At 63.1% G+C, this 22,169-nt stretch carries 16 protein-coding genes; 13 read left to right on the top strand and 3 right to left on the bottom strand.

All coding sequences use genetic code 11. The annotated features are described in order from the left end of the window. Window positions 1-167: 167 nt before the first annotated feature. Window positions 168-1,787 (top strand): GMC family oxidoreductase, encoded by a 1,620-nt coding sequence (locus ACQR1W_RS19415; protein WP_434852285.1) that lies wholly within the window; start codon window positions 168-170, stop codon window positions 1,785-1,787. A 149-nt stretch (window positions 1,788-1,936) separates the two neighbouring features. Here the strand turns inward: ACQR1W_RS19415 and ACQR1W_RS19410 are convergent, their stop codons facing one another. After that, window positions 1,937-3,673, bottom strand: coding sequence for an adenylate/guanylate cyclase domain-containing protein (locus tag ACQR1W_RS19410; protein WP_434852284.1), 1,737 nt, complete (start codon window positions 3,671-3,673; stop codon window positions 1,937-1,939). A 522-nt stretch (window positions 3,674-4,195) separates the two neighbouring features. On the opposite strand from ACQR1W_RS19410, the gene ACQR1W_RS19405 reads away from it, so the two are divergent. From ACQR1W_RS19405 to ACQR1W_RS19390, 4 genes are all read left to right on the top strand, one after another. Further along, complete coding sequence (locus ACQR1W_RS19405; RefSeq protein WP_434852283.1) at window positions 4,196-5,149, top strand: metallophosphoesterase family protein; 954 nt, start codon at window positions 4,196-4,198, stop codon at window positions 5,147-5,149. 14 nt (window positions 5,150-5,163) lie between these two features. Next, window positions 5,164-5,496, top strand: coding sequence for a cupredoxin domain-containing protein (locus tag ACQR1W_RS19400; protein ID WP_434852282.1), 333 nt, complete (start codon window positions 5,164-5,166; stop codon window positions 5,494-5,496). 91 nt (window positions 5,497-5,587) lie between these two features. Beyond that, complete coding sequence (locus ACQR1W_RS19395; protein WP_008966611.1) at window positions 5,588-6,148, top strand: sigma-70 family RNA polymerase sigma factor; 561 nt, start codon at window positions 5,588-5,590, stop codon at window positions 6,146-6,148. Then, on the top strand, window positions 6,145-6,918 hold the full coding sequence (locus ACQR1W_RS19390) for an anti-sigma factor family protein (protein WP_434852281.1): 774 nt from the start codon (window positions 6,145-6,147) through the stop codon (window positions 6,916-6,918). Before ACQR1W_RS19395 ends, ACQR1W_RS19390 begins: the two co-directional genes overlap by 4 nt. A 133-nt stretch (window positions 6,919-7,051) precedes the next feature. Here ACQR1W_RS19390 and hpnO read toward each other — a convergent pair whose 3' ends face one another. Then, window positions 7,052-8,443 carry an aminobacteriohopanetriol synthase HpnO gene (gene hpnO, locus ACQR1W_RS19385; protein ID WP_035980407.1) on the bottom strand — a complete coding sequence of 464 codons (1,392 nt, stop codon included), beginning with the start codon at window positions 8,441-8,443 and terminating at the stop codon, window positions 7,052-7,054. 101 nt (window positions 8,444-8,544) lie between these two features. Here hpnO and ACQR1W_RS19380 point away from each other — a divergent pair, with 101 nt between their 5' ends. After that, entirely contained in the window at window positions 8,545-9,150 is a 606-nt protein-coding gene (locus ACQR1W_RS19380; RefSeq protein WP_434852280.1) for a DUF2147 domain-containing protein, read from the top strand. A gap of 60 nt (window positions 9,151-9,210) precedes the next feature. On the opposite strand, the gene ACQR1W_RS19375 is transcribed toward ACQR1W_RS19380, so the two are convergent. Further along, window positions 9,211-11,802: an MMPL family transporter gene (locus ACQR1W_RS19375; RefSeq protein WP_434852279.1), complete on the bottom strand. Its 2,592-nt coding sequence runs from the start codon at window positions 11,800-11,802 to the stop codon at window positions 9,211-9,213. 481 nt (window positions 11,803-12,283) lie between these two features. Between ACQR1W_RS19375 and ispH the strand changes: the two genes are divergently transcribed. The 7 genes from ispH (at window position 12,284) to ACQR1W_RS19340 (ending at window position 22,164) form a co-directional block, all read left to right on the top strand. Further along, window positions 12,284-13,210, top strand: coding sequence for a 4-hydroxy-3-methylbut-2-enyl diphosphate reductase (gene ispH, locus ACQR1W_RS19370; RefSeq protein WP_008966616.1), 927 nt, complete (start codon window positions 12,284-12,286; stop codon window positions 13,208-13,210). Window positions 13,211-13,244: 34 nt separating this feature from the next. Then, window positions 13,245-14,405, top strand: coding sequence for an adenosyl-hopene transferase HpnH (gene hpnH, locus ACQR1W_RS19365; protein WP_008966617.1), 1,161 nt, complete (start codon window positions 13,245-13,247; stop codon window positions 14,403-14,405). A 627-nt stretch (window positions 14,406-15,032) separates the two neighbouring features. Beyond that, window positions 15,033-15,923 (top strand): molybdate ABC transporter substrate-binding protein, encoded by an 891-nt coding sequence (modA, locus tag ACQR1W_RS19360; RefSeq protein ID WP_434852278.1) that lies wholly within the window; start codon window positions 15,033-15,035, stop codon window positions 15,921-15,923. A 275-nt stretch (window positions 15,924-16,198) separates the two neighbouring features. Continuing rightward, a complete protein-coding gene (locus ACQR1W_RS19355; RefSeq protein WP_434852277.1) occupies window positions 16,199-19,552 on the top strand; it encodes a beta strand repeat-containing protein in 3,354 nt (1,117 codons plus the stop codon). Window positions 19,553-19,613: 61 nt separating this feature from the next. Continuing rightward, window positions 19,614-21,329: a ShlB/FhaC/HecB family hemolysin secretion/activation protein gene (locus ACQR1W_RS19350; protein WP_434852276.1), complete on the top strand. Its 1,716-nt coding sequence runs from the start codon at window positions 19,614-19,616 to the stop codon at window positions 21,327-21,329. 30 nt (window positions 21,330-21,359) lie between these two features. Then, window positions 21,360-21,788: a TonB-system energizer ExbB gene (gene exbB, locus ACQR1W_RS19345; protein ID WP_434852275.1), complete on the top strand. Its 429-nt coding sequence runs from the start codon at window positions 21,360-21,362 to the stop codon at window positions 21,786-21,788. Continuing rightward, window positions 21,781-22,164 carry an ExbD/TolR family protein gene (locus tag ACQR1W_RS19340; RefSeq protein WP_434852274.1) on the top strand — a complete coding sequence of 128 codons (384 nt, stop codon included), beginning with the start codon at window positions 21,781-21,783 and terminating at the stop codon, window positions 22,162-22,164. Before exbB ends, ACQR1W_RS19340 begins: the two co-directional genes overlap by 8 nt. Window positions 22,165-22,169 lie beyond the last annotated feature (5 nt).

Below are 22,169 nucleotides of genomic sequence, written 5' to 3'. Positions count from 1 at the left end.
CGTGACCTCTGTTGGCGTTAAGGCCTGTGTAGCATGCAAAAGATGCACCGCCTAACCGGCCCGGGGCGCAGCATCCATGCAGGTCAGCCATCAACTGGACGAAAGGCTTGTCCCCCCGACGCTCCGCTGACTAAAACCCCCTGCAAAGGGACCAGGGAAGGACGCCGATGCCAAGGCAGCTCGAGGGAGATTTCAACTATATCGTCGTGGGCGCCGGGACGGCCGGCTGCATCCTCGCCAACCGGCTCTCGGCCGACCCGACCAAGCGCGTGTTGATCCTGGAGGCCGGGGGCAACGACAACTGGATCTGGTTCCATATTCCGGTCGGCTACCTCTTCGCGATCGGCAATCCCCGCTCCGACTGGATGTTCCGCACCGAGGCCGAGCCCGGCCTCAACGGCCGCTCGCTGGCCTACCCCCGCGGCAAGGTGATCGGCGGCTGCTCCGCCATCAACGCCATGATTTCGATGCGCGGCCAGGCCGCCGACTATGATCACTGGCGCCAGTTGGGTCTGGCCGGCTGGTCCTACCAGGACGTGCTGCCGGTATTCCGGCGGCTGGAGGACCATTTCCTTGGCGAAAGCGAGCACCATGGCGTCGGCGGCGGCTGGCGCATCGAGGCGCCGCGCCTGTCCTGGGCCGTCCTCGACGCGGTCGGCGACGCCGCGGAGGAAATGGGCATCCGCCGGATTCCCGACTTCAACACCGGCGACAACGAGGGCATCAGTTACTTCCACGTCAACCAGAAGCGTGGCCGGCGCTGGTCATCGGCGCGCGGCTTTCTCAAGCCGGCGCTGAAGCGGCCGAACCTGCGGCTGGAGACGCATGTGCTGGTGGAGCGGCTGGTTATCGAGAACGGCCGCGCGGTCGGCGTGCGATTCCAGCAGAACGGCGAGATGATCGAGGCGCGCACCAGTGGCGAAGTGATCCTGAGCGCCGGCTCGATCGGTTCGGTGCAGGTGCTGCACCGCTCCGGCATTGGGCCGGCCGACTGGCTCAGCTCGCTCGGCATCGACGTCGTGCTCGATAAGCCCGGCGTCGGCCGCAACCTGCAGGACCATCTGCAGCAGCGCGCGATCTACCAGGTCTCGGGCGTCCGCACACTGAACGAGACCTATTATTCGATGGTCCGCCGCGGCCTGATGGGGCTCGATTACGCCTTCCGCCGGCGCGGCCCGCTGACCATGGCGCCGTCGCAGCTCGGCATCTTCACCCGCTCCGACACGACGCGCGACCGCGCCAACATCCAATTCCATGTGCAGCCGCTGTCGCTCGACAAGTTCGGCGATCCGCTGCACCGCTTTCCCGCGATCACCGTCAGCGCCTGCAACCTGCGCCCGACCTCGCGTGGCACCGTGCGCATCCGCTCCGCCAAGCTGGAAGAGGCACCATCGATCGCACCGAACTATCTGGCGACGGAGGAAGACCGCCAGGTCGCCGCCGATGCCATCCGCGTGACGCGCCGGCTGATGAAGCAGAAGGCGCTGGCGCGTTTCAATCCGGTCGAATTCCTCCCCGGCCCCGCCGTCGGCGACGATGACGCCGCGCTGGCGAAAGCGGCCGGCGACATCGGCACCACGATCTTCCACCCGGTCGGTACGGCCAAGATGGGCACGGCCGACGATCCCATGGCCGTGGTCGACGAGCGCCTGCGCTTCTATGGCATCGAGGGCCTGCGGGTCGCCGACGCCTCGATCATGCCGACCATCACCTCGGGCAACACCAACACCCCGACCGCGATGATCGCGGAGAAAGCGGCTTCGATGATTTTGGAGGATGGGCACTGACGAGCGGGGATTAAAGTTCGCCTCTCCCTCTATCGTCATTCCGGGGCGATGCGCAGCATCGAACCCGGAATTCGTCAAGCATCTTACCATGCTGCGAAATGGATTCCGGGCTCGCGCTACGCGCGCCGGAATGACGGTCTCACAAGCTCCTACTTCCGCTCCAGCTTCCACGCCCCGTCCCAGTCCGCGGCCGGCGGATTTTGCTTCATGCCTTCGATGCGCGCGACCAACGCCAGCGACGGACCGTCTCCGGGCGACACTTCGAGCGCCGCCGCAAAGCCCGCGCGCGCCTCGTCCCAGCGCTGCGCGCGATAGGCGGCGAGGCCTTCACCATAACGATCGCGCAGCAGCTCCTGCTCCGGCGTCAACCGGCCTTTCGCGCCCATGATCTCGAACACGGTCTGGGCTTGCGTCTGACCAAGCACGACGATGCTGTCGATCTCTCGCACCTCGATCACCGCCGCCCCCGCTTCAGCTGTCGCCTGCGATATCAGGCAGCGGCTGCCATAGAGCTTGTTGGCGCCTTCCAGGCGCGACGCCAGATTCACCGTGGCGCCCATGACGGTGTAGTTCATCATGAACGCCGAGCCGATGCTGCCGACCAGGGCCTCCCCGGTCGCGATCCCGATCCGGAGGTCGCATTCAGCCGGAATCGTGCGGACGCCGAGCAGTTCGGGGAGCGCCTTGCGCAGGCCAGCGATGCGTCCCACCATCTCGACCGCCGCCAGACAAGCGAGATCCGCCTGCTGGGCCTCATCGACGAAAGGCGGTCCCCAATAGGCCATGATCGCGTCGCCGATATATTTGTCGATGATGCCGTGATGCGCATGGATCGGCTCCGACATGGTCGACAGATACAGGTTCATGATCTTGACCAGCCCCTGCGGCGTCACGCCTTCGCTGAGCGTCGTAAACCCCTTCATGTCGCAGAACATCACCGTCATGGTGCGGCGCTGGCCGTCGGCGGCCGCGAGCGCCGGCTGATCGAGCAAGCCCTCAGCGACCCGCGGATCGATATATCTGCCGAACGTCTCCCTGATCCGCTGGTTCTGCCTGAGACGTTCGATCATGCGGTTGAAGGCCGCCGAAAGCTGGCCGATCTCGTCCCTGGTCGTGATGCTGATCGGCTGGTCGAGGCGGCCAGCCTCGACCTCTCGCGTTCCTTCGAGCAGCCGCAGCACGGGCCGGGTGATGCCGGTGCCGACCAGCATCGCGAACACGAAGCCCAGCACCGAGGCGATCCCCGTCACCGCGGCCGAAATCGCGATCGCGTGCCGCTGTTGACCGACCACCGTGCTCGCACTGGCTTCGACCTGGCGCAGCATGTCAGCGCGAATGCCGTCGATCCGGTCGTCGAACTCGTCCCGCAACTGGTCGACCCCCGCCATCATGCGGGCGGCGTCGGGAAAATCCCGCGCATCGAGCCGCTGGATCACCCGGGCACTCTCTTCGTTCACGCGACGGCGCAGATCGGTCGTCGTCGCTTCGATCCGGGCGTCGAGCCGGCCTAGCGCGGCATTGTCCGACGGCGTGCTGGGATCCTCGATGATCGCATTGATGAGCTGGCGCGCTGCCGTCGCTTCACGAGCGACATCGGCATCGAGGTCCTGGAATCGCTTCAGCTGCTCGGTATAGGCCGCCTGGTCCGGCGCGGCCTCCATCATCCGGGCACCCATCATGCGACGGAGTGCGACTGAGCGTTCGAGCGACTTGATGTTCACCCGCGCCAGGTGGCCGTAGGCCGGAATATATCTACCGGTCAGCTCATCGAGCAGATGACCGACCCTGCCGGCCAGCACCATCGACAGGATGGATGTGATCACTGCCAGGATGATCAGTCCGGCCGCAATGCCGATGATCTTCTGCCTGATCGATTTCCGAAACATGATGAGAGCCCCGATTCCGTCGTTCGCATCGTATCGCGGCAAAGCCGTTTGCGGGCTTCGGAATCGAAAAGCACTAACAAACCCTTGATCGCTAAGGAAAATCGGCTTGAGCCGAGTGTTCGCAGCGGCTCCCTTGGCGATCGAGCCATCGGCGCCAAATGAGCGTAATGGCCCGAACCATACGACAATGCCGCCCGCGGGATGCGGGCGGCACGACGCGATACTGAAGCTCTGAACGGGACAAGGTTAGCGGGCGGAGCTGACAATCGGCTGACGGTTGCAAGACGGAACGGTGGCACGCAGCCGCTTCGAGAAGATCGGGGACAAGACCGCGCCCGTTGTCGGCCTGTCACCCGAACGTGCCTTGGCCCACGCACCTTGCGACCTCCGCGGCCGCCCCAGCCATCTTCGGATCTCACGAAAGCGTCATCGGTCCTGTCCAAGCGATGGGCCGGGAATAAACCGCCGCCCTCCCCGATCTCCTCGCCCGCAAGCCCAATTACGGGCCGAAAGGAGAGCGCGATGAGTCATCACGATCACGATGAGGACAGCGGCGTCAGCCGCCGTAAAGTGCTGGAATGCATGACCTGGGCCGGCACCGGCGTGCTCTGGACCATCGCGGGCGGCGTGCCCCGCTCACTCGGATTGGTCGATGCGGCACAAGCTGCCGAGAAAGCCGCGCAGACCTCCGGCCTCACCTTCCTGCAGATCAGCGACAGCCATGTCGGCTTCGACAAGCCGGCCAATCCGAACGCGCTCGGCACGCTTGAAGAGGCGATCCAGAAGGTCAGCACCATCCCGGTGAAGCCCTCTTTCATGATCCACACCGGCGACATCTCGCATCTGTCCAAGGCGGCCGAATTCGACGATGCCGACCGCATCATCTCGCAGGCCAGGCTCGACGTGCATTATGTGCCGGGCGAACATGATTTCCTCGATGAGGAGGTCAAGCTCTACAAGGAGCGCTACGGCAAGGGCACCCGCGGCGCCGGCTGGTATTCCTTCGACGCCAATGGCGTGCATTTCATCGGGCTCGTCAACGTGGTGGATCTGAAGGCCGGCGGCCTCGGCAATCTCGGCGCCGAGCAGCTTGAGTGGCTGGAGGAGGATCTCAAGGGGCGCTCGAAGTCGACGCCGATCGTGGTGTTCGCGCATATCCCGCTGTGGACTGTGTATCCGCAATGGGGCTGGGGCACCGAGGATGGCGCCCGTGCGCTCGACTATATGAAGGGCTTCGGCTCCGTCACCGTGCTGAACGGCCATATCCATCAGGTGATGCAGAAGGTCGAAGGCAACGTCACCTTCCACACCGCGCGCTCCACCGCCTTCCCGCAACCGGCCCCGGGCAGCGCGCCCTCGCCCGGACCGATGAAGGTCGAGGACGCCAGGCTGCGCAGCCTCCTCGGCATCGCCAGCGTCAATTTCAAGCTGGGTGACGAGCGGCTCGCCATCATCGACACACCGCTGCAGGGCTAAGGGACGCTTACGAGATGAATCGACGCGATATTCTCCTCCATGGCGTCCGCCTCACCGCGGTCGCCGTTCTGCTGCCCCCGACGGCCCGGAAGGCGCAGGCCCAAACGGCTGCCGTCGTCATCGATAACTTCACCTTCAATCCGCCGGAGGTGAAGGTGAAGATCGGCGACACCGTGACCTGGACCAACCATGACGACATTCCGCACACGGTGGTGTCGGCCGGGAAGTTCCGCTCCAAGGCACTCGACAGCGACGACAGCTTCTCCTTCACCTTCGCGGCGGCTGGCGATTACAAATATTTCTGCTCGCTGCACCCGCACATGACCGGGATGATCAAGGTTGAGTAGCGCGCCAAATCAAGGCATCAGCATATCTCCCGGCCGGAGGCTCGCCCCCGGCCGGGTGCCTCCCGCTTCCACGAAAGCTGGTCCGCAGACGATGCCGCTGAACAGGTCCGACGAGGATGCCGAGCGTAACAGACGCTTCCGCGAGTTGGCGCTCCCCTATCTCGACGACGTCTACACGCTGGCGCGCTATCTCCTGCGCGATCCAACCGATGCGGAGGACGCGGTGCAGGAGTGCTACCTGCGCGCGTTCAAGCATTTCCACACCTATCGCGGCCCGGCGATGAAGCCCTGGCTGTTTGCGATCCTGCGCAATGTCTGCCACACCGAATTTGCCCGGCGCAGCAGTGCAAAGCTCAAGGCGATCGACGACGCGCCGGAAGCAGCCGACAAGCCGCCGCTGTGGCACGAGAGCCAGGAGACGCCGGAAGGCGCGATCCTGCGCGAGCGCGACGCTTCGGCGATCCGCAAGCTGATCGACCGGCTCGCCGAGCCGTTTCGCGAGACCTTCGTGCTGCGCGAGGTCAACAACCTGTCGTATCGCGAGATCGCCGACAGCGCCGGCGTGCCGGTCGGCACGGTGATGTCCCGCCTCGCCCGCGCCCGCGCGATGCTGCGCGCCGCCTGGCTGGCGGAAGAGGAGTCTTCGGAATGACCTGCGAGGAGGCCAACATCCTGATCCATGCGCTCGCCGATGGCGAGCTCGATGCCGGCCACGCCAGCGAGGTGGAAGCGCATGTCGCGAGCTGTCCGCACTGCACGGCCGAGCTGGCGACCATCAGAGAGATGACAGAGGCGCTCGCCCGCGCGGATCTCGGCTTCAAGGCACCGCCGCAACTGCGTCGGCGCATCGAAGATGCGCTGCCCGCGCTGCCGGCAGTGACCGCGCAGCCGAGTCGCCGCTCGGTGCTGAAGGGCTTTGCCATGGGGTCGGTGGTCTCGGCACTGGCCGCGACCGGACTGGTCGCGATCGTGATCAGCAAGGACGATCAGCAGCGCATCGAAGCCGAAATCGTCTCGGCGCATCTACGCTCGCTGCAGGCCGGCCACCTCACCGACGTGCTGTCGACCGATCAGCACACCGTCAAGCCCTGGTTCAACGGCAGGCTCGACGTGGCGCCGCCGGTGATCGACCTCACCGCGCTGGGCTTCACCCTGATCGGCGGCCGGCTCGATTATGTCGATGCCCGCCCGATCGGCGCCGTTGTCTATCGCCGTCGTCAGCACATCATCAATCTGTTCGTGGCGCAGACGTCGAGCACAGAACGGCGGACGACGCGGATGGATACGATCCAGGGCTTCAACATCCGAAGCTGGAGCGAGCGCGGGCTGAACTTCTGGGCGATCAGCGACATCGGCGCCGACGAGCTCAACGAGTTCGGAGAGAAGTTCGAGACCGCAATGCGCGTGAACAAGGAGGGATAATGCGCGCGGGATCGGCAAAGCGACTTTTGCGCCCTAGCCCAAAGCGCGAACGCGCGCCCACCAATCTTTTGAAGCCGTTGAATCGGTGGGCACAGCGCTTCGCGCCTTTGCCCACCCTAAGGTCGAATCCGCCTCACGCCGATTTGCGGATGGCGTTGTCGACCAGGGTCTTTCCGAGCGACCAGATTGCGCCGGGCACCTTGTGGCTTTGCGCGATCACGTCGTCGAAGGCGCGCTCGATCCAGGCGCAGTCCTCTTCCGTAATGGTGAGCGGCGGCAGCAGCTTCACCGTATGCAGGCCGTGACCGGCCACCTGGGTCAGGATCTTATGATCCTTGAACAAGGGCACGGTGATCAGCTGCACGAACAGACCCTTGTTCGCGCTCTCCAGCACGTTCCAGGACGCCTTCAGCCGCAGCGATTTGGGCGGGCCGAACTCGACGCCGATCATCAGCCCCTTGCCGCGAACCTCTTTCAGCAGCTCGTAGCCGGGCACCATCCGCGTCAGGGCCAGCCGTAACTCGGCGCCGCGTTTCGCGGCAGCCTCGATCAGCTTCTCGGCCTTCATCACCTCCAGCGTGGCGATGCCGGCTGCCATCGCCAGGTCATTCTTCGCAAAGGTCGAGCCATGAACCAGCGCCCGATCCATGCGGTTGAAGATCTTGTCGAAGATCGCCTTGCGCGTCAGCAGCGCCCCGACCGGGACATGCCCGCCGGACAGCGCCTTCGACAGCAGCACCATGTCGGGCTCGACATTCCAGTGTTCCACCGCCAGGAACCGGCCGGTGCGCCCCATGCCGGTCTGGATCTCGTCGGCGATGAAGATCGTGCCGTATTTCTTGCAGAGCGCGGCCGCGCCGGGCAGGAACTCGTCGGTGGGCATGTTGACGCCCTTGCCCTGGATCGGCTCGACGATGAAGGCTGCAATCTCGCGCGACGACAGCGCCTGTTCGAGCGCGGCAAGATCGTTGAAAGGAATCGCGGTGCAACCGGGCAGCAGCGGCTCGAAGCCGGCACGGAAGTTCGAATCATCGGTCAGCGACAGCGCGCCATAGGTCAGGCCGTGATAGGAATGGCTGCAATAGACGATCCCGGGGCGCCCGGTCGCGCCACGCGCGATCTTGATCGCGGCTTCAACCGTCTCGGCGCCAGAATTGGCGAAGAACACCTTGTCCAGATATGGCACATATTCGAGCAGCCGCTCGGCGAGCACCCCGGCCAAGGTCGAGACGTCGAGCTGCACCAGATTCGGCAGGTCGCTGTCGAGGACGCTTTTGAGAGCGTCACGCAATGTCGGGTGATTGCGGCCGATCGCGAAGACGCCAAATCCGCTCAACAGATCGAGATAACGAGCGCCCTCACGGTCGTAGAGGTACTGCCCCTGCCCCTTCTGAAAGCCCACGTCGTAGCCGATCGTCTTGAGGACGCGGACCAGCTGCTCGTTCAGATGCCGAGAATGCATGGAACTGCGCTGCGCCTGGCGCTCCACAAACATCTCGGAAACGTCTAGATTGGATTTTAGCATCGGCTACATACTTCGGTTGATGGACGTTTCGTCAACTGAAAACGCGCAATGCGGCGTTTTGCCCCCATTCGCACCATCAAAGCAAGCACGGGTTTCAGCCAATGTTGCACCGCCCCAAATCTCTCATGCGGACAGTCATATCATGTTCTGGTGTGCTGTTCGCAGTAGGATTTTCTTCCCATCTCTCGCCTGCCTTCGCCGCCGACCCGACCGGAGACTGGCGGGTGGCCGATGGTGTCGCCAACATCCGCGTAGCACAATGTAATGGCAGCATGTGGGGCGTCGTGGCCTGGGAGAAGACGCCTGGCGGGCGCGATACCCATAATCCGGATTCCGCCAAGCAGAGCCGGCCGACGCTCGGCATGGCGATCCTGATCGACATGAAGAAGAAGGCTGGCGCCGATCAGTGGGAAGGCCAAGTCTACAACGCCAAAGACGGGCAACTCTACAGCTCCACAATCACGCCGCTTGATTCCGATCACCTTGAAATCAAAGGGTGCGTGCTCGGCTTCCTCTGCGGCGGCGAGACCTGGACGCGCGTCGCTCCGCCGATCCCCTCGAGTCCCGTCAACAGCATGGCGAAAGGTACACAGAAACCGATCGCTCCGGCCCCGAAGACGGCCGTCGCGGCGGCGGCAGCCGCCAAGAAGCCCGGCGATCAGGTCGGCGATATCTGCGTGCTGCCGGAGGTCGCCCACGCTCATTAGCGCGGGCCAATTCCGCAACCAAGATGAGCGGCCGAGGACCTCGGCCGCTTATCTTTGCCGCTAATGTTCTTTGATCACGCGCGGCTTGCCCATCAGCGCCGGCTGGAACAGCAGCACCGCGGCCAGCGTGGTCAGCAGCGACAGCGCCAGCAGCTTGCCCATGCTGGACGTGCCGGGATGGCTCGACAGCCACAGGCTGCCGAAGGCCGTCGCCGTCGTCAGTGCGCTGAAGAAGATCGCGCGCGTGAGGCTGGTCTGCAACAGGTTGGTCCGGCCCGACCGCCACGCCACCACGTAATAAATCTTGAACGCCACGCCGATGCCGAGCAACAGCGGCAGCGCGACGATATTGGCGAAATTGAGCGGCAGCCGAATCAGCACGCAGATCTCGAGCGTGACCGCCCCCGCGACCAGCAGCGGCACGATCGTCATCAGCACGTCGGCGAAGCGCCGCAGCGTGACCCATAGCAGCAGGCTGATCACGACCAGCGCATAGATGCCGGCGTGGATGAACGCCCTCACGATGGTGTCGCCGGATTTAAGGATCGACACCGGACCGCCGATCGCGGTCGGCTCCGCGGCAAGAACTGCATTGGCGAAGCGCCGCAGATTGTCATTGTCGTTCGGATCGCCCTTCGGCTCTGCCTCGACCCGGATCAGGCCGTCCTTGCTCTTCCACTGCGAGACCAGTTCGGGAGGCAGGTTGTTGAGGCTGACGGGCTGGGCCTGGAGCGACATCTTCAGCTGCTCCAGCACGATGTGGAGCGGCTCGACGAACACCGCCTGCGCCTTGTTGCGCACCGCCTCATTGCCGGATGCGAGCTTCGCCAGCGCGTCGGCCAGACGGCGGGACGCCACCGCGCCCGGTCCTTTGCCATCGCCTGCGGTCCGCCGCAGATTATCGACCGTCGAGTTGAGCGCCTCGACGTTCTCCTGGTCGGTCGGCGGGGCATCGATCTGATCAGGATTGATGGCAGGCCCCAACACCTTCGCGCCCTGCGCGATCAGCTTCAACTTGGTTGGCTGATCCTCGGGCACGAAACTGTTGAGCGAGGTCACGCGTGCCACTTCGGGCAGCTTCGACAGCCTAGCCTCGATCGCCTTGGCGTCGGCCTCCGAGCGCGTCAGCACGTCGATCGCGTTGGCCCCGGTGTTCGGATCCTTGCGCAGGTCGAGATAGGTCGCGATCGATTCCGCGTTGGGGTTGCGCAGGTTCATCGGGTTGAAGTCGAACTTCATGAAGTAGAGCAGCGGCAGGCCCGCGATCACCACCGCCAGGGTACCGACGATGATCGGCACCCTGTGCTTCTCCAGGAAATTGTCGAGCGGCGCCAGGAAGGCATAGCCCACCGGCTCTTTCTCGCCTGGCGGATTCAGGATCTTCAAGAGCGCCGGCAGGACCGTGATCGAGGAGAGGAACGCGATCAGCATGCCGGCGCCGGCGATCTCGCCGAGCTCGGAAATGCCCTTGTAGTCGGTCGGCAGGAAGCAGAGGAAGCCGGCGGCGGTGGCCATCGCCGCCAGCGACAGCGGCACCGCCGAGCGTCGCGCAGCTTCCGCCAGTGCCTCCGGCAGATCGTCGTTCTTGTAGCGCTCGGAGCGGTAGCGCACGCTGAACTGGATGCCGAAATCGACGCCGAGACCGATGAACAGCACCGCAAACGCCACCGACAAGAGGTTCAGCGACCCCACCATCATCAGCCCGACCGCTGTGGTGAGGGACAGCCCGATGAACAGGTTGACGAACACGGCCGAGATGATCTTGGCCGAGTGCAGCGCCAGCCAGAGGATGACCAGCACCACCACGATCGTGCCGATCCCGTTGGTGACGGCGCCCTCTTGTACAGTCGCGTATTCCTCGTTGGCGATGGGCACCGGCCCGGTCAGGCGCACCCGCGCCTTGTACTTGCCGGCGAAATCGAGCTCGGCCGCGGCCTGGCGAATGGCGTCGGTGGCCGCTTTCCCTGGCTCCAGGGCCTGATAGTCGAGGACCGGTTTGAACTGGATGAAGGCGCGCTTGTCGCTGTCCGAGAGCGGCTTGTCGCTGACCAGCTGGCGCCAGGAGAACGTGGCGTCTCCCTTGTTCAGCACGGTTTCCACCGTTTCGGAGATGTAGTCGAACGGCCGTGCCGTGCTGTCGAGCTTGACCTGGCCGCGCTTGACGCCGGCAAGACCCGTCTCCAGCGCGCCGGTGAGGCCACGGATCGACGGATCGCCGGCCATGATCTCGATCAGCGGCGCGGCCGAAGTGAACTGCTCTGTGATCTGCTTGACCTCGTCGGTTGGCAGAAACAACAGGCCATTCTTGGCAAAGAATTCGCCGGTGCCGAGCGGCTCGACCGAGGAGAAGTGGGTGGTGTCGTCCTTCAGCTTCTGCACCAGCGCGTTGGCCGCAACACCGGTCAGCTCAGGCGTGGCCGCCTCAACGACGGCAAGGATGGTCCGATCGCGATCGAAGGCCTGCTCATATTGCTGGTCGCGCTGCCGCCAATCCAGATTGGACGAGATCAACGTGTTGATGTCGGTATTGATGACGAAATGATGCGCCGTGTAAAATCCGGCTGCCACCGCAAGGACGAGTCCCGCAATCAGTGTCGGCCATGCGAAGCGCGTGCAGGCCCTAACGATCGAGACGACAATACTTGTCAGCACTTCTTGACTTTCTCATGTTTTGAGCTCGGCGGAAACGTCCGCTGCCTATCGGAGTTCCACGGTCTGAGCTAGCCCAACAGGACGAGGTTCTGTTGCGGAAGGCGGACCGGATCAGCACGAACGGATGGGGTCGCCGGGGCGGCTGATATAGCGGCGATGTTCGGCGGTAAAGTGACGAACGGGTGAGGCCCTAAAGACTTCTATTTGCTTATAATATTTCTACTTAATATAATACCACAATCGTCGCTGTGTGTTTTTGATCACATGCGACCGATTTGCAATCGGCCTTTCCTCTTTCCTGAAATTTTGACACAAGCCCTGTGCTTCCATGCGCTTAGGTGGCCGGTGAATGGCAGAACTGGGGCGTGTCCGACTGGTGCGGATATTGCACTTTCGGTCGGCGTCAGTTCGGCAGCATCGCCACGGGCGTACAGAGGTGACCGGTTGTTGAAAGTGAGGCAACGTGGCTAACGGACGTCCGATGCAGGTGTATCTCGCGCAGCCGCGCGGGTTTTGCGCAGGAGTTGTGCGCGCGATCGAGATCGTGGAGCGCGCGCTGGAGAAGTACGGGCCGCCCGTCTATGTGCGCCACGAGATCGTGCACAACAAATACGTGGTCGAGAGCCTGAAGAACAAAGGCGCGATCTTCGTCGAGGATCTCTCCGAGGTGCCGCCGCTCGCGGTGACCGTGTTCAGCGCCCATGGCGTCGCGCGCTCGGTGGAGGAGGAAGCGGCAGCGCGCGGACTGCCGGTGCTCAATGCAACTTGCCCGCTTGTAACGAAGGTCCACAACCAGGGCAAACGATACATGTCCAAGGGCCGTACCCTGGTGCTGATCGGCCACGCCGGCCATCCCGAAGTCGAAGGCACCATGGGACAGGTTCCCGGACCGGTCTACCTGGTCCAGAACGAGGCGGATGTGGCGGCCCTGCCGATGCCCACCGATCGGCCAATGGCCTATATCACGCAAACCACACTCAGCGTTGATGACACCAAAGACATCATCGCCGCCCTGCAAGCGCGCTTTACAGACATTCAAGGCCCGGATATCCGGGATATCTGCTATGCGACACAGAACCGCCAATCTGCGGTAAGGGACCTATCTAAGCTGGTGGATGTGATTTTGGTGGTGGGCGCCGCCAATAGCTCCAACTCGAACAGACTGCGCGAGATAGGCTCCGAGGCCGGTGTCGCCAGCTATCTGATCGCGGACGGGAGCGAACTCAATCCTGAATGGCTGAAGGAAGCCAGGGCTGTCGGCATCACCGCCGGCGCCTCGGCGCCAGAGGTCCTTGTCGACGACGTTATCGAGGCCCTGCGGCGCATCGGACCGGTCGAGGTCTCGGTGCTCCCGGGACGGGAAGAAAACATCGAATTCCGCCTGCCGGCCGAGCTGGTCGCGGGCTGATCCTAATCGGTTTGGTCCAGAAAGAAGACACGTAATGGCAATCCCCTTTCACAAGGAACTGCGTATCGGGGCCTATCTGATGAAGCAGAAGCTTCTCGGCCGCAAACGGTATCCGCTGGTCCTCATGCTGGAGCCGCTCTTCCGCTGCAATCTCGCCTGCGCCGGCTGCGGCAAGATCGACTACCCGGACGCGATCCTGAACCGTCGCATGACCGCGCAGGAGTGCTGGGACGCCGCCGACGAATGCGGCGCACCGATGGTGGCGATCCCGGGCGGCGAACCGCTGATCCACAAGGAGATCGGCGAGATCGTGCGTGGCCTGGTGGCGCGCAAGAAGTTCGTCTCGCTGTGCACCAACGCGCTGCTGCTCGAGAAGAAGCTCGATCTGTTCGAGCCCTCGCCCTATTTGTTCTTCTCGGTCCATCTGGACGGCCTGCGCGAGCACCATGACAAAGCCGTGTCGCAGAAGGGCGTGTTCGACCGCGCCGTGTCCGCGATCAAGGCGGCCAAGGCGCGCGGCTTCACCGTCAACGTCAATGCCACCGTCTTCGACGGCCATCCGGCCGAGGAGATCGCGAAATTCCTCGACTTCACCACCGAGCTCGGCGTCGGCGTGACGATGTCGCCCGGCTATGCCTATGAGCGCGCGCCCGACCAGGAGCACTTCCTGAACCGGACCAAGACCAAGCAGCTGTTCCGCGACGTGTTCGCGCGCGGCAAGGGCAAGAAGTGGAATTTCATGCATTCCGGCCTGTTCCTGGACTTCCTCGCCGGCAACCAGGAATTCGAGTGCACGCCCTGGGGCATGCCTGCCCGCAACATCTTCGGCTGGCAGAAGCCCTGCTATTTGCTCGGTGAAGGCTACACCAAGACCTTCAAGGAGCTGATGGAGACCACCGACTGGGACACCTACGGCACCGGCAAGTATGAAAAGTGCGCCGACTGCATGGCCCATTGCGGCTATGAGGCCACCGCGGCGAATGCCGCGCTCACCAACCCGCTGAAGGCGATGTGGGTCAGCTTGCGCGGTATCAAGACCGAGGGCCCGATGGCCCCGGAGATCGACCTCTCCAAGCAGCGCCCGGCACAATATGTGTTCTCGGCGGAGGTGCAGAAGCGCCTGTCCGAGATCCGCAAGGACGAAGAGCTGGAAGCGCAGAACGCCCAGCAGCGCAAGGCGTCCACGGCCGCCTAACACCGACGAAACGGTCCGCAAGACACACGGGGCCGCCGGCGCGTCGAGATGATCTCGGCACGCCGGCGGCCCTTTTGTTTGCCGGTTTGTTTATCGGTGAATAGCAGATCGTCCGCGGGTGACCGCGAGCGGCCTCCCCTCCTCCCTGCGAGATCCTTCGGGACCGGCCGATCGAACTCGGTGAGAGACAGCGCTTTCACCGAGGGGGCACGCAACGCTTCAGCGCGTAGCCACCGGCTCGCGCATCGGCGGCAGCCAGCGCCGCGGTCCCGGGAAAATGCCTCCACGACGAGCAAGCCGCTCAGCGAAAGGTCGCGAGCGACGCATCGCCGATAGCGGAGCGTAACCGGCGCTCAGCGCCCCCCGCCCCAAGGCGATCATCATCCTGCCGATCCATCCCCCACCATCGAAGCTGGCGCGCCCCTGTCACGACACGCGGCTCGGAATGAGCGATCTATATCTGTGTATATAACGGTGTGTCTGGCGGCGCTTCATCCATTTCGTCATATACACTCAACTATAACGGTATACATTGTCTGTCGGGTAGGATTTCAGGTTGAGCCTGCTCTTGGTTTGGTGTCCGCGTCAGACGATGGCCTGGACGCACGGAAAGAATGGAGGAAAATCGTGTTAGGCAAAGACAATACAAGGCGTCTCGTGCAAGGCACTCTCACGGCGGCCTTGTTGGCGACACCGATGTTCGCGGCACACGCGGCCAATATCAATGTTTCGGTCGCATCGAACTTCTACAATACGGGCACCGCCGGCAGCAGCGCGATCGCGGATCTCATCGCCGCCTTTCAGACCGCCAACCCCGGAAGTACGGTCACCGTCGTCCAGAACGGATCAACGGGAACGCTCGAAAGTCAGATCACGGGCGGCAACGGCCTAGGAGTTGATCTCTTCCTGGCGGCCGACACCGCTCATCCCCAGGATCTGGCGACCAATTTCCCGAGCCTGGTGACTGCCAGTCCTTTCAACTATGCCGTCGGCACCCTCGTGTTCTGGAGCAATACGAGCGGCATCAACGTCACCTGCAGCGGCGGCGGGAGTTGCGGCTACAATTCCAGCACCTACCTCAATGTCGCGATCGCCGATCCCAGCACGGCACCCTATGGGGTCGCCGCCAATACGCTGCTGACCGGTCGATACGGTTTGCACCCGCCGCTTTCCACCAACCCCCTAGTCAGCGAATTCAGCAATATCGACACGACCTTTGCCGCCGTGAAGAACCAGACCGTGACAGTTGGTTTCGTGGCTTTGTCGCAAATCTGCCAAGGGGGGACCTATCCGACATCGGGAAGCGCCCTGGTCTATCCGCCGACCGATACCAGCGTGTCACCTGTCGTCTTCAACTACAATCCGATCGTGCAAGCCGGAATCACGATCGCTCATACCCGCACGCCGGCGCAGAACGCCGTACTCAACGCCTTTGTCGCCTATCTGACAGATCATACGACATCGCCGCCGTCGCAGATGATCACGACTCTGACGAACTATTGCTACAGCGTTCCGTAGCGAACGAGCCCCCGACGCAAACCACCTCTCATGCAAACCACTCGGCCGACCTGATCTATGGCGTAGCTCCGACAACGCCATAGATCGGATTCGAGACTTGGTGCGGCATGGTCGCACGCACGCCTGCCCTCCTATTGAGCAGGCGTTGATCGCAAACTGAAAGGGCAAATGTCCAATCATGTGTTGCCGACTGTGTATTGACTTACCCGCATGCGCAATTTAACGATATATTTACGCATATATAACGCGTAGCGTCAGTTGAGAGTTTTGCCGTGATGTTTGATCAGTTGCTGACTGTCCGCATCGCACGGACAGCGCATGACCGCCGTTCTCCCGCTTGCTCCGCGACCATGACCGCGATTGCGGCACTACTGATCGGCCAACGCGCGGCGCTTGCCGCCCCTCTCGGCGGCTCCGTGGTCGAAGGCTCGGCTGGCATTTCTCAATCCGGCAGCGTCACCAACGTCAATCAGTCCACTAACAAAGCCATCATCAACTGGCAGAGCTTTTCGGTCGGCGCGAGCGAAACCGTCAATTTCAACCAGCCGGGCGCCTCGTCCGTCACCCTGAACCGCGTGATCGGCAACGAGACCAGCGTCATTTCGGGCGCGCTCAACGCCAATGGACAGGTCTTCATCGTCAATTCGGCGGGCGTCCTGTTCGGCAAGAACGCCCAGGTGAATGTCGGCGGCTTGGTCGCCTCGACGCTCGATATCTCCAACGCCAACTTCATGGCAGGCAACTACACGTTCTCCGGCAACTCGCCCGCGTCGGTCGTCAATCAGGGCAGGATCCACGCTCATGGCGGCGGCTACGTCGCGCTGCTCGGCAACACGGTTTCGAACGACGGCGTCATCTCCGCAAGGCTCGGCACCGTGGCCATGGCAGCAGGCAGCCAAATCAACTTGAATTTCGGCGGCAATTCGCTGCTCGACGTCACCATCGACCGCGGCACCCTGAACGCGCTGGTCGAGAACAAGCGCGCCATCATCGCCAATGGCGGCCAGGTCATCATGACCGCCAAGGCGGCAGATGGCGTGCTGTCGGCGCAGGTCAACAATTCCGGCATCATCCAGGCACGCACCATGGCCGCCCTCACCGGCGGCTCAGGCAAGACCCGCGCGGCCAAAACCGGCTCGATCAAGCTGATCGCCGATGGCGGCACCACCACTGTCTCAGGCAAGCTCGACGCCTCGGCGCCGAAAGGCGGCGACGGCGGCACCGTCGAGACCAGCGGCAACAAGGTGAAGATCGCCGACAGCGCGGTGATCACCACCAAGCCCGCCAACGGCAACAACGGCACTTGGACCATCGATCCAGACGGTTTCACCATCGCTGCGAGCGGCGGCGACATCAGCGGCGCGACGCTCAGCAGCAATCTCACGTCGACCAACGTAACGTTGGCCTCGACCAGCGGGAGCGGGAGCGACGGTAACATCAACGTCAACGACGCCGTGAGCTGGGCCGCGAATACGATCCTCACGCTGCAGGCGACCAACAACATCAACATCAACGCGCCGATCACCGCGACCGGCACTAGCGCCGGGCTGGTACTGAACTACGGCGGCAACTACAATATCAACATGGCCAGCGGCGGATCGGTCACCCTGTCAGGCGCCAACGCCACGCTGAACATGAACGGCATCAACTACACGCTGATCCACACGATGGATCAGCTGGCGGCGCTGAGTCCGTCCTCTTCCCTCGACGACGCCTCCGGCCGATTTCTCAGCACCGCGTCGGGCCACTACGCCCTGGCGCAGGATCTCAGCCCGACATCAGATCCTACATCCAACTATAACTTCACGGGCCCCGTGATCGGGGCTTTGACCGGCACGCTAACCGGGCTCGGACACTCAATCAGCGGTCTCGTCATCCATGAGGATCCGCATGTCGTCAGCGTCTACAACAACAACATTGGCAACAATGGCGGCTTTACCGGGCTGATCGGATTCGTTGGAACTGCCGATCTCGGAATAACGGTCGTCCCGACGGCGGTCGTGCGCGACATCGGCATAACGAATGCCACGATCACGGCGCCGTCCGGCACTGCTGGCGCGCTCGTTGGTCAGAACCTGGGAACGGTGAGCAATGCCTATGTGAAGGACAGCACGATTACGGGCGGCACCATCCTTGGTGGTCTGGTGGGCCTCAACGGCGGCACGAATTGGACCACCTTCAACCCTGTTCCGGCTGTCATCCGCGATTCCTACGCGGTCAATGTTGTCGTTTCCGGCTCTGTGGGTTCTACCAACATTGGCGGCCTCGTTGGAGCCAGTAATCAGACCACGACTCTCCAGAATGTCTCCGCTATCGGCGTGACGGTGTCCGGCACACAATCTGTCGGTGGGCTGGTCGGGTCCACCGCCGGCAAACTCACAAACGGCTATGCCAACGGCAGTGTCGCCGCCATCGGTTCAAACATCCAATACATCGGCGGGGTTGCTGGAGCCAACGCCGGCACGATCTCGAATTCTCATTCCGGCGTGACACAGCTCAGCGTCACGGGCGCCAACGGCGTGGGCGGACTCGTTGGAATCTCATTTGGTTCGATCGACAATTCTTATGCCGACACCGCCATTGCTGCAACGAACAGCCTCAATGTCGGAGGGCTCGTCGGCATCAACTCAAGTACGATCACAGGCTCGCACGCGACCGGCGACATCACCGTCGTGGCCGCAGCGTCCGGTGGTACAGGAATCGGCGGGTTGGTCGGGACGAGCATGGGCTCCACGTCCATCTCCGATTCCTATGCGACCGGCAACGTCACCGTCACAGGCGCCGCCGCGGGATCTTGTCCGAACGACCGTTGCGGCATTGGCGGACTTGTGGGCTTCTTGGGGGGCGGCGGTACCATATCGGGCTCGCACGCCACTGGCAACGTGACGGCACCAGACAGCAGTTCCGTCGGCGGCCTGGTGGGCGACACCGGTGGATCCACCATCGTGAATTCGTATGCGACAGGGAATGTCGTCGGGCGATCGGCAGTCGGCGGTCTGGTTGGCCGAAGCACCGGCTTAGCTTTCCCGAGCGGCAAGGGTAGCGTATTCAGCGGCGATCACGCCTCTGGAAACGTCACCTCGAACGATCCGAACAGCGCCAATACCGGTAGCCTCATCGGCTTGGCTGACAACACAACGGTCACCAACTCGGCCGGATCGGGGCGCGTGTCGACCGTTGCCAGCAGAGCGCAGGATGCGGCAGATGCTGCTGCGGCGGCGGCAGAGGCAGCCGCTAGAGCAGCTGCCGCCAAGGAAGCAGCCGCGCAAACTGCCCAGGCGGCTTCGCGATCCGCCAATACAGTGGCGAGCAATGCAGCGACGTCCGCCGCAACACCGCCGGACCCGGCGTCTTCCACGGCCGGCACGCAGAAAATAAGCTCGCCGGCCGCCGCTAGGATGGACGACAGCCTCAAGACGATCAGGGACAGCGTCAAGGCCGATGACGAGCGCGCCCGCCGCCGCGTGACCGCGGCAGTCGCCGCCGCGTCAGCTACACGCCGCAGCCGTGGCAACAATGGCAATGGTGGCTCGGATCTGGGCGCCACCATCCGCAGCATCGACATCGATGGTCAGCGTTTCGACCTGCAAGAAGGCGGCAAGAAAAACGCGCCGTCACCAAAACCCTGATGCATAGCTTCTGCAAAGCGGCCGTCCTGTCAATTCGCGTAGTCCAAAGGTTGTTTGGTTCATGAAGTTCGGCGTTTTCCTGGCTTGTTGCGCAGTGCTCCCCGTCACGCTGTCCATCTCCTCGGCACATGCGCAGACTGCGCCGTTGCCCAACATTGGCGACGCGATCCGTCAGTCCGACGAGACGCTCAGGAACGCTCCGCAACCGGCCACCGGTGCCGAGCCGGTGCTGCCGCGGCTGGTCGAACCGCCGTTCACGCTCAAGGACAATACAAGGCTGCTCATCCGCGCAATCCAGGTCGACGGCCCGGACCTGGTGGATCAGACCGAGGTGCGCGCGATCCTGGCGCCATATGAAAACCGCAACCTGACCCTCGCCGACATCTACGAGGCCGCGGACAAGGTGACCACGCTGTACCGCAGCCGCGGCTATCTGGTCGCCAAGGCTTACGTGCCGGCGCAGGATGCGCGCAAGGGCGAGCTGCGATTGAAGATCGTCGTCGGCAAATATGGCACCGTCACCCTGAAGAACGAGTCGCTGGTTCGCGATAGTTTTCTGCGCGGGGTGATCGATCAGGCACTGGCTGCCTCGCCATTCATTCACCAGGATGAGCTCGAACGGGCCATGCTGCTGACATCCGATTTGCCGGGCGCCGCCATGCCGCGGGTTGCGATCGGGCGCGGACAACAGCCGGAAACTTCTGATTTCACATTCAACGTGCCGGAAGCGCGGCGCGTCGACGGCTACGTGCTCGCCGATAATTTCGGCTCGCCCTATACCGGCCGGGACCGGCTCACCGGCGGCATCAATTTGAACTCCCCGCTCGGATTCGGCGACCGGCTCTCGGCGTTCGGAATCGTGACCGATGACGCGCATCTCTTGAATGGGCGGATCGCCTACTCCGCCCCGCTCAGCACTAGCGGGCTGCGAGGTGAAATCTCGGCCTACCGCACCACCTACACGCTGGGAGGTATCTACCAAGGCCTTGATGCCACCGGCACGGCGGATGCGGTCAGCGCCACCCTGAGCTATCCGCTGCTACGCCGGCGCGACGACAGCATCTATCTTTCGGGCGGCTACACCCACAAGAAGCTGAATGACAACGTCCTCGGCGCGTCCATCGCCGACCGCAACATGGATCTTGGATTCGTCAGCGTCATCCGCGACACCGTGGGCGCGCTCGCCGGGCTACCAGTAGTCACGAGCACAACCTTCTCCATCTCTGGAGGTACGGTGGATTTCCCCGATCCGGCGCAACGCGCCGCGAATCTCGCGGGCGTCCACACCGCAGGCGATTTCGCCAAGATCAATCTGACCTTCAATGCCACCCTGGCCTTCACCGAGAAACTGTCGCTCGCGACCAGCATCCGGGCGCAGAAATCTTTGTCCGGCAATCTGGATTCCAGCGAGCAGCTCGGCCTGACCGGCTATTACGGCGTGCGGTCCTATGACGAGGGATTGGCCGGCGACAGCGGCTATCTGTTCACGCCGGAGCTGAAATACGCGTTGCCCAGCATCCAGCGCTATAGTCATTCGGTCGGCCTGTTCACCGATGTCGGCGCGGTCTGGCTGGAGAACCCTGCGTTCACGACCTTGCAGAAGGGCTACACCCAGCTCAACGCCGTCGGCATCGGCTACTACGCCAGTTACGAATATTCGCCGGCGCGGCTGTTGCTGCTCAAGGCCCAGGTCGCTCATAGCTACGGGTCGAACGACGGCGCGCAAAGCTACGATCGTGGCACCAAGGCGCTGGTGCAGGTGGGCGTGACCTTCTGAAGCAACCGATCAACGTGCGGGACTATCGGCATGGAGATGCAATGGCTGTCGGCCGCGATTGATTTCGGCGTCATCGGGCTTCTGATCGCCTTGAGCGTTATCGTCGTCGCCATCGTCCTCGAACGGATCTTGTTCTACCGTGCCGTTGATGTGCACAGCTTCACGAACATCAAGGCGCTCGAGCTGGAGTTGACCCGGCGCCTCACCGTCGTCGCCTCGGTCGCCTCCAACGCGCCTTATATCGGCCTGCTCGGCACCGTGCTCGGCATCATGCTGACCTTCTACAACATGGGCCTCGATGCCTCCGCGGATGCCAGCAAGATCATGGTCGGCCTGGCGCTGGCGTTGAAGGCCACCGCGGTCGGTCTCGTGGTGGCGCTGGTGTCGGTGGTTTCCTACAATGCGCTGCTGCGCAAGGCCAAGGTGATGCTGATGCAGTGGGAGATCGCGCGTGGATGACGAGCCGTTCGAGACCCTCAACGTCATTCCGTTCGTCGACATCATGCTGGTGCTGCTGACCATGGTGCTGACCACGGCGAACTTCATCGCCACCGGCCGCATCCCGCTTGCCCTGCCTCAGGCGTCACAGACCAAGGTCGAAAAGCACAAGGACATCGCCATCGAAATCTCCGCCAGTGGTGCGCTCGCGTTCGACGGCGCGCCGGTGGAGAAGGACGAACTGGAGGGCCGGATCAAGGCGCTGCCGGCCGATACGTCGTTCCTGGTCCGCGCAGACCGTACCACCCAATTCCAGAACTTCGTCGACGTCGCCGATCTCCTCAGGCGGCTCAACTTCTCAAAGATCGCCGTGCAGACCCAAAGCACGTCCCGGTAACGGCG

Origin of the sequence: Bradyrhizobium sp. HKCCYLS1011 (assembly GCF_051167795.1) — a bacterium.
In the GTDB taxonomy this organism is placed as follows: domain Bacteria; phylum Pseudomonadota; class Alphaproteobacteria; order Rhizobiales; family Xanthobacteraceae; genus Bradyrhizobium.
This window is presented reverse-complemented; position numbering and strand designations above follow the sequence as displayed.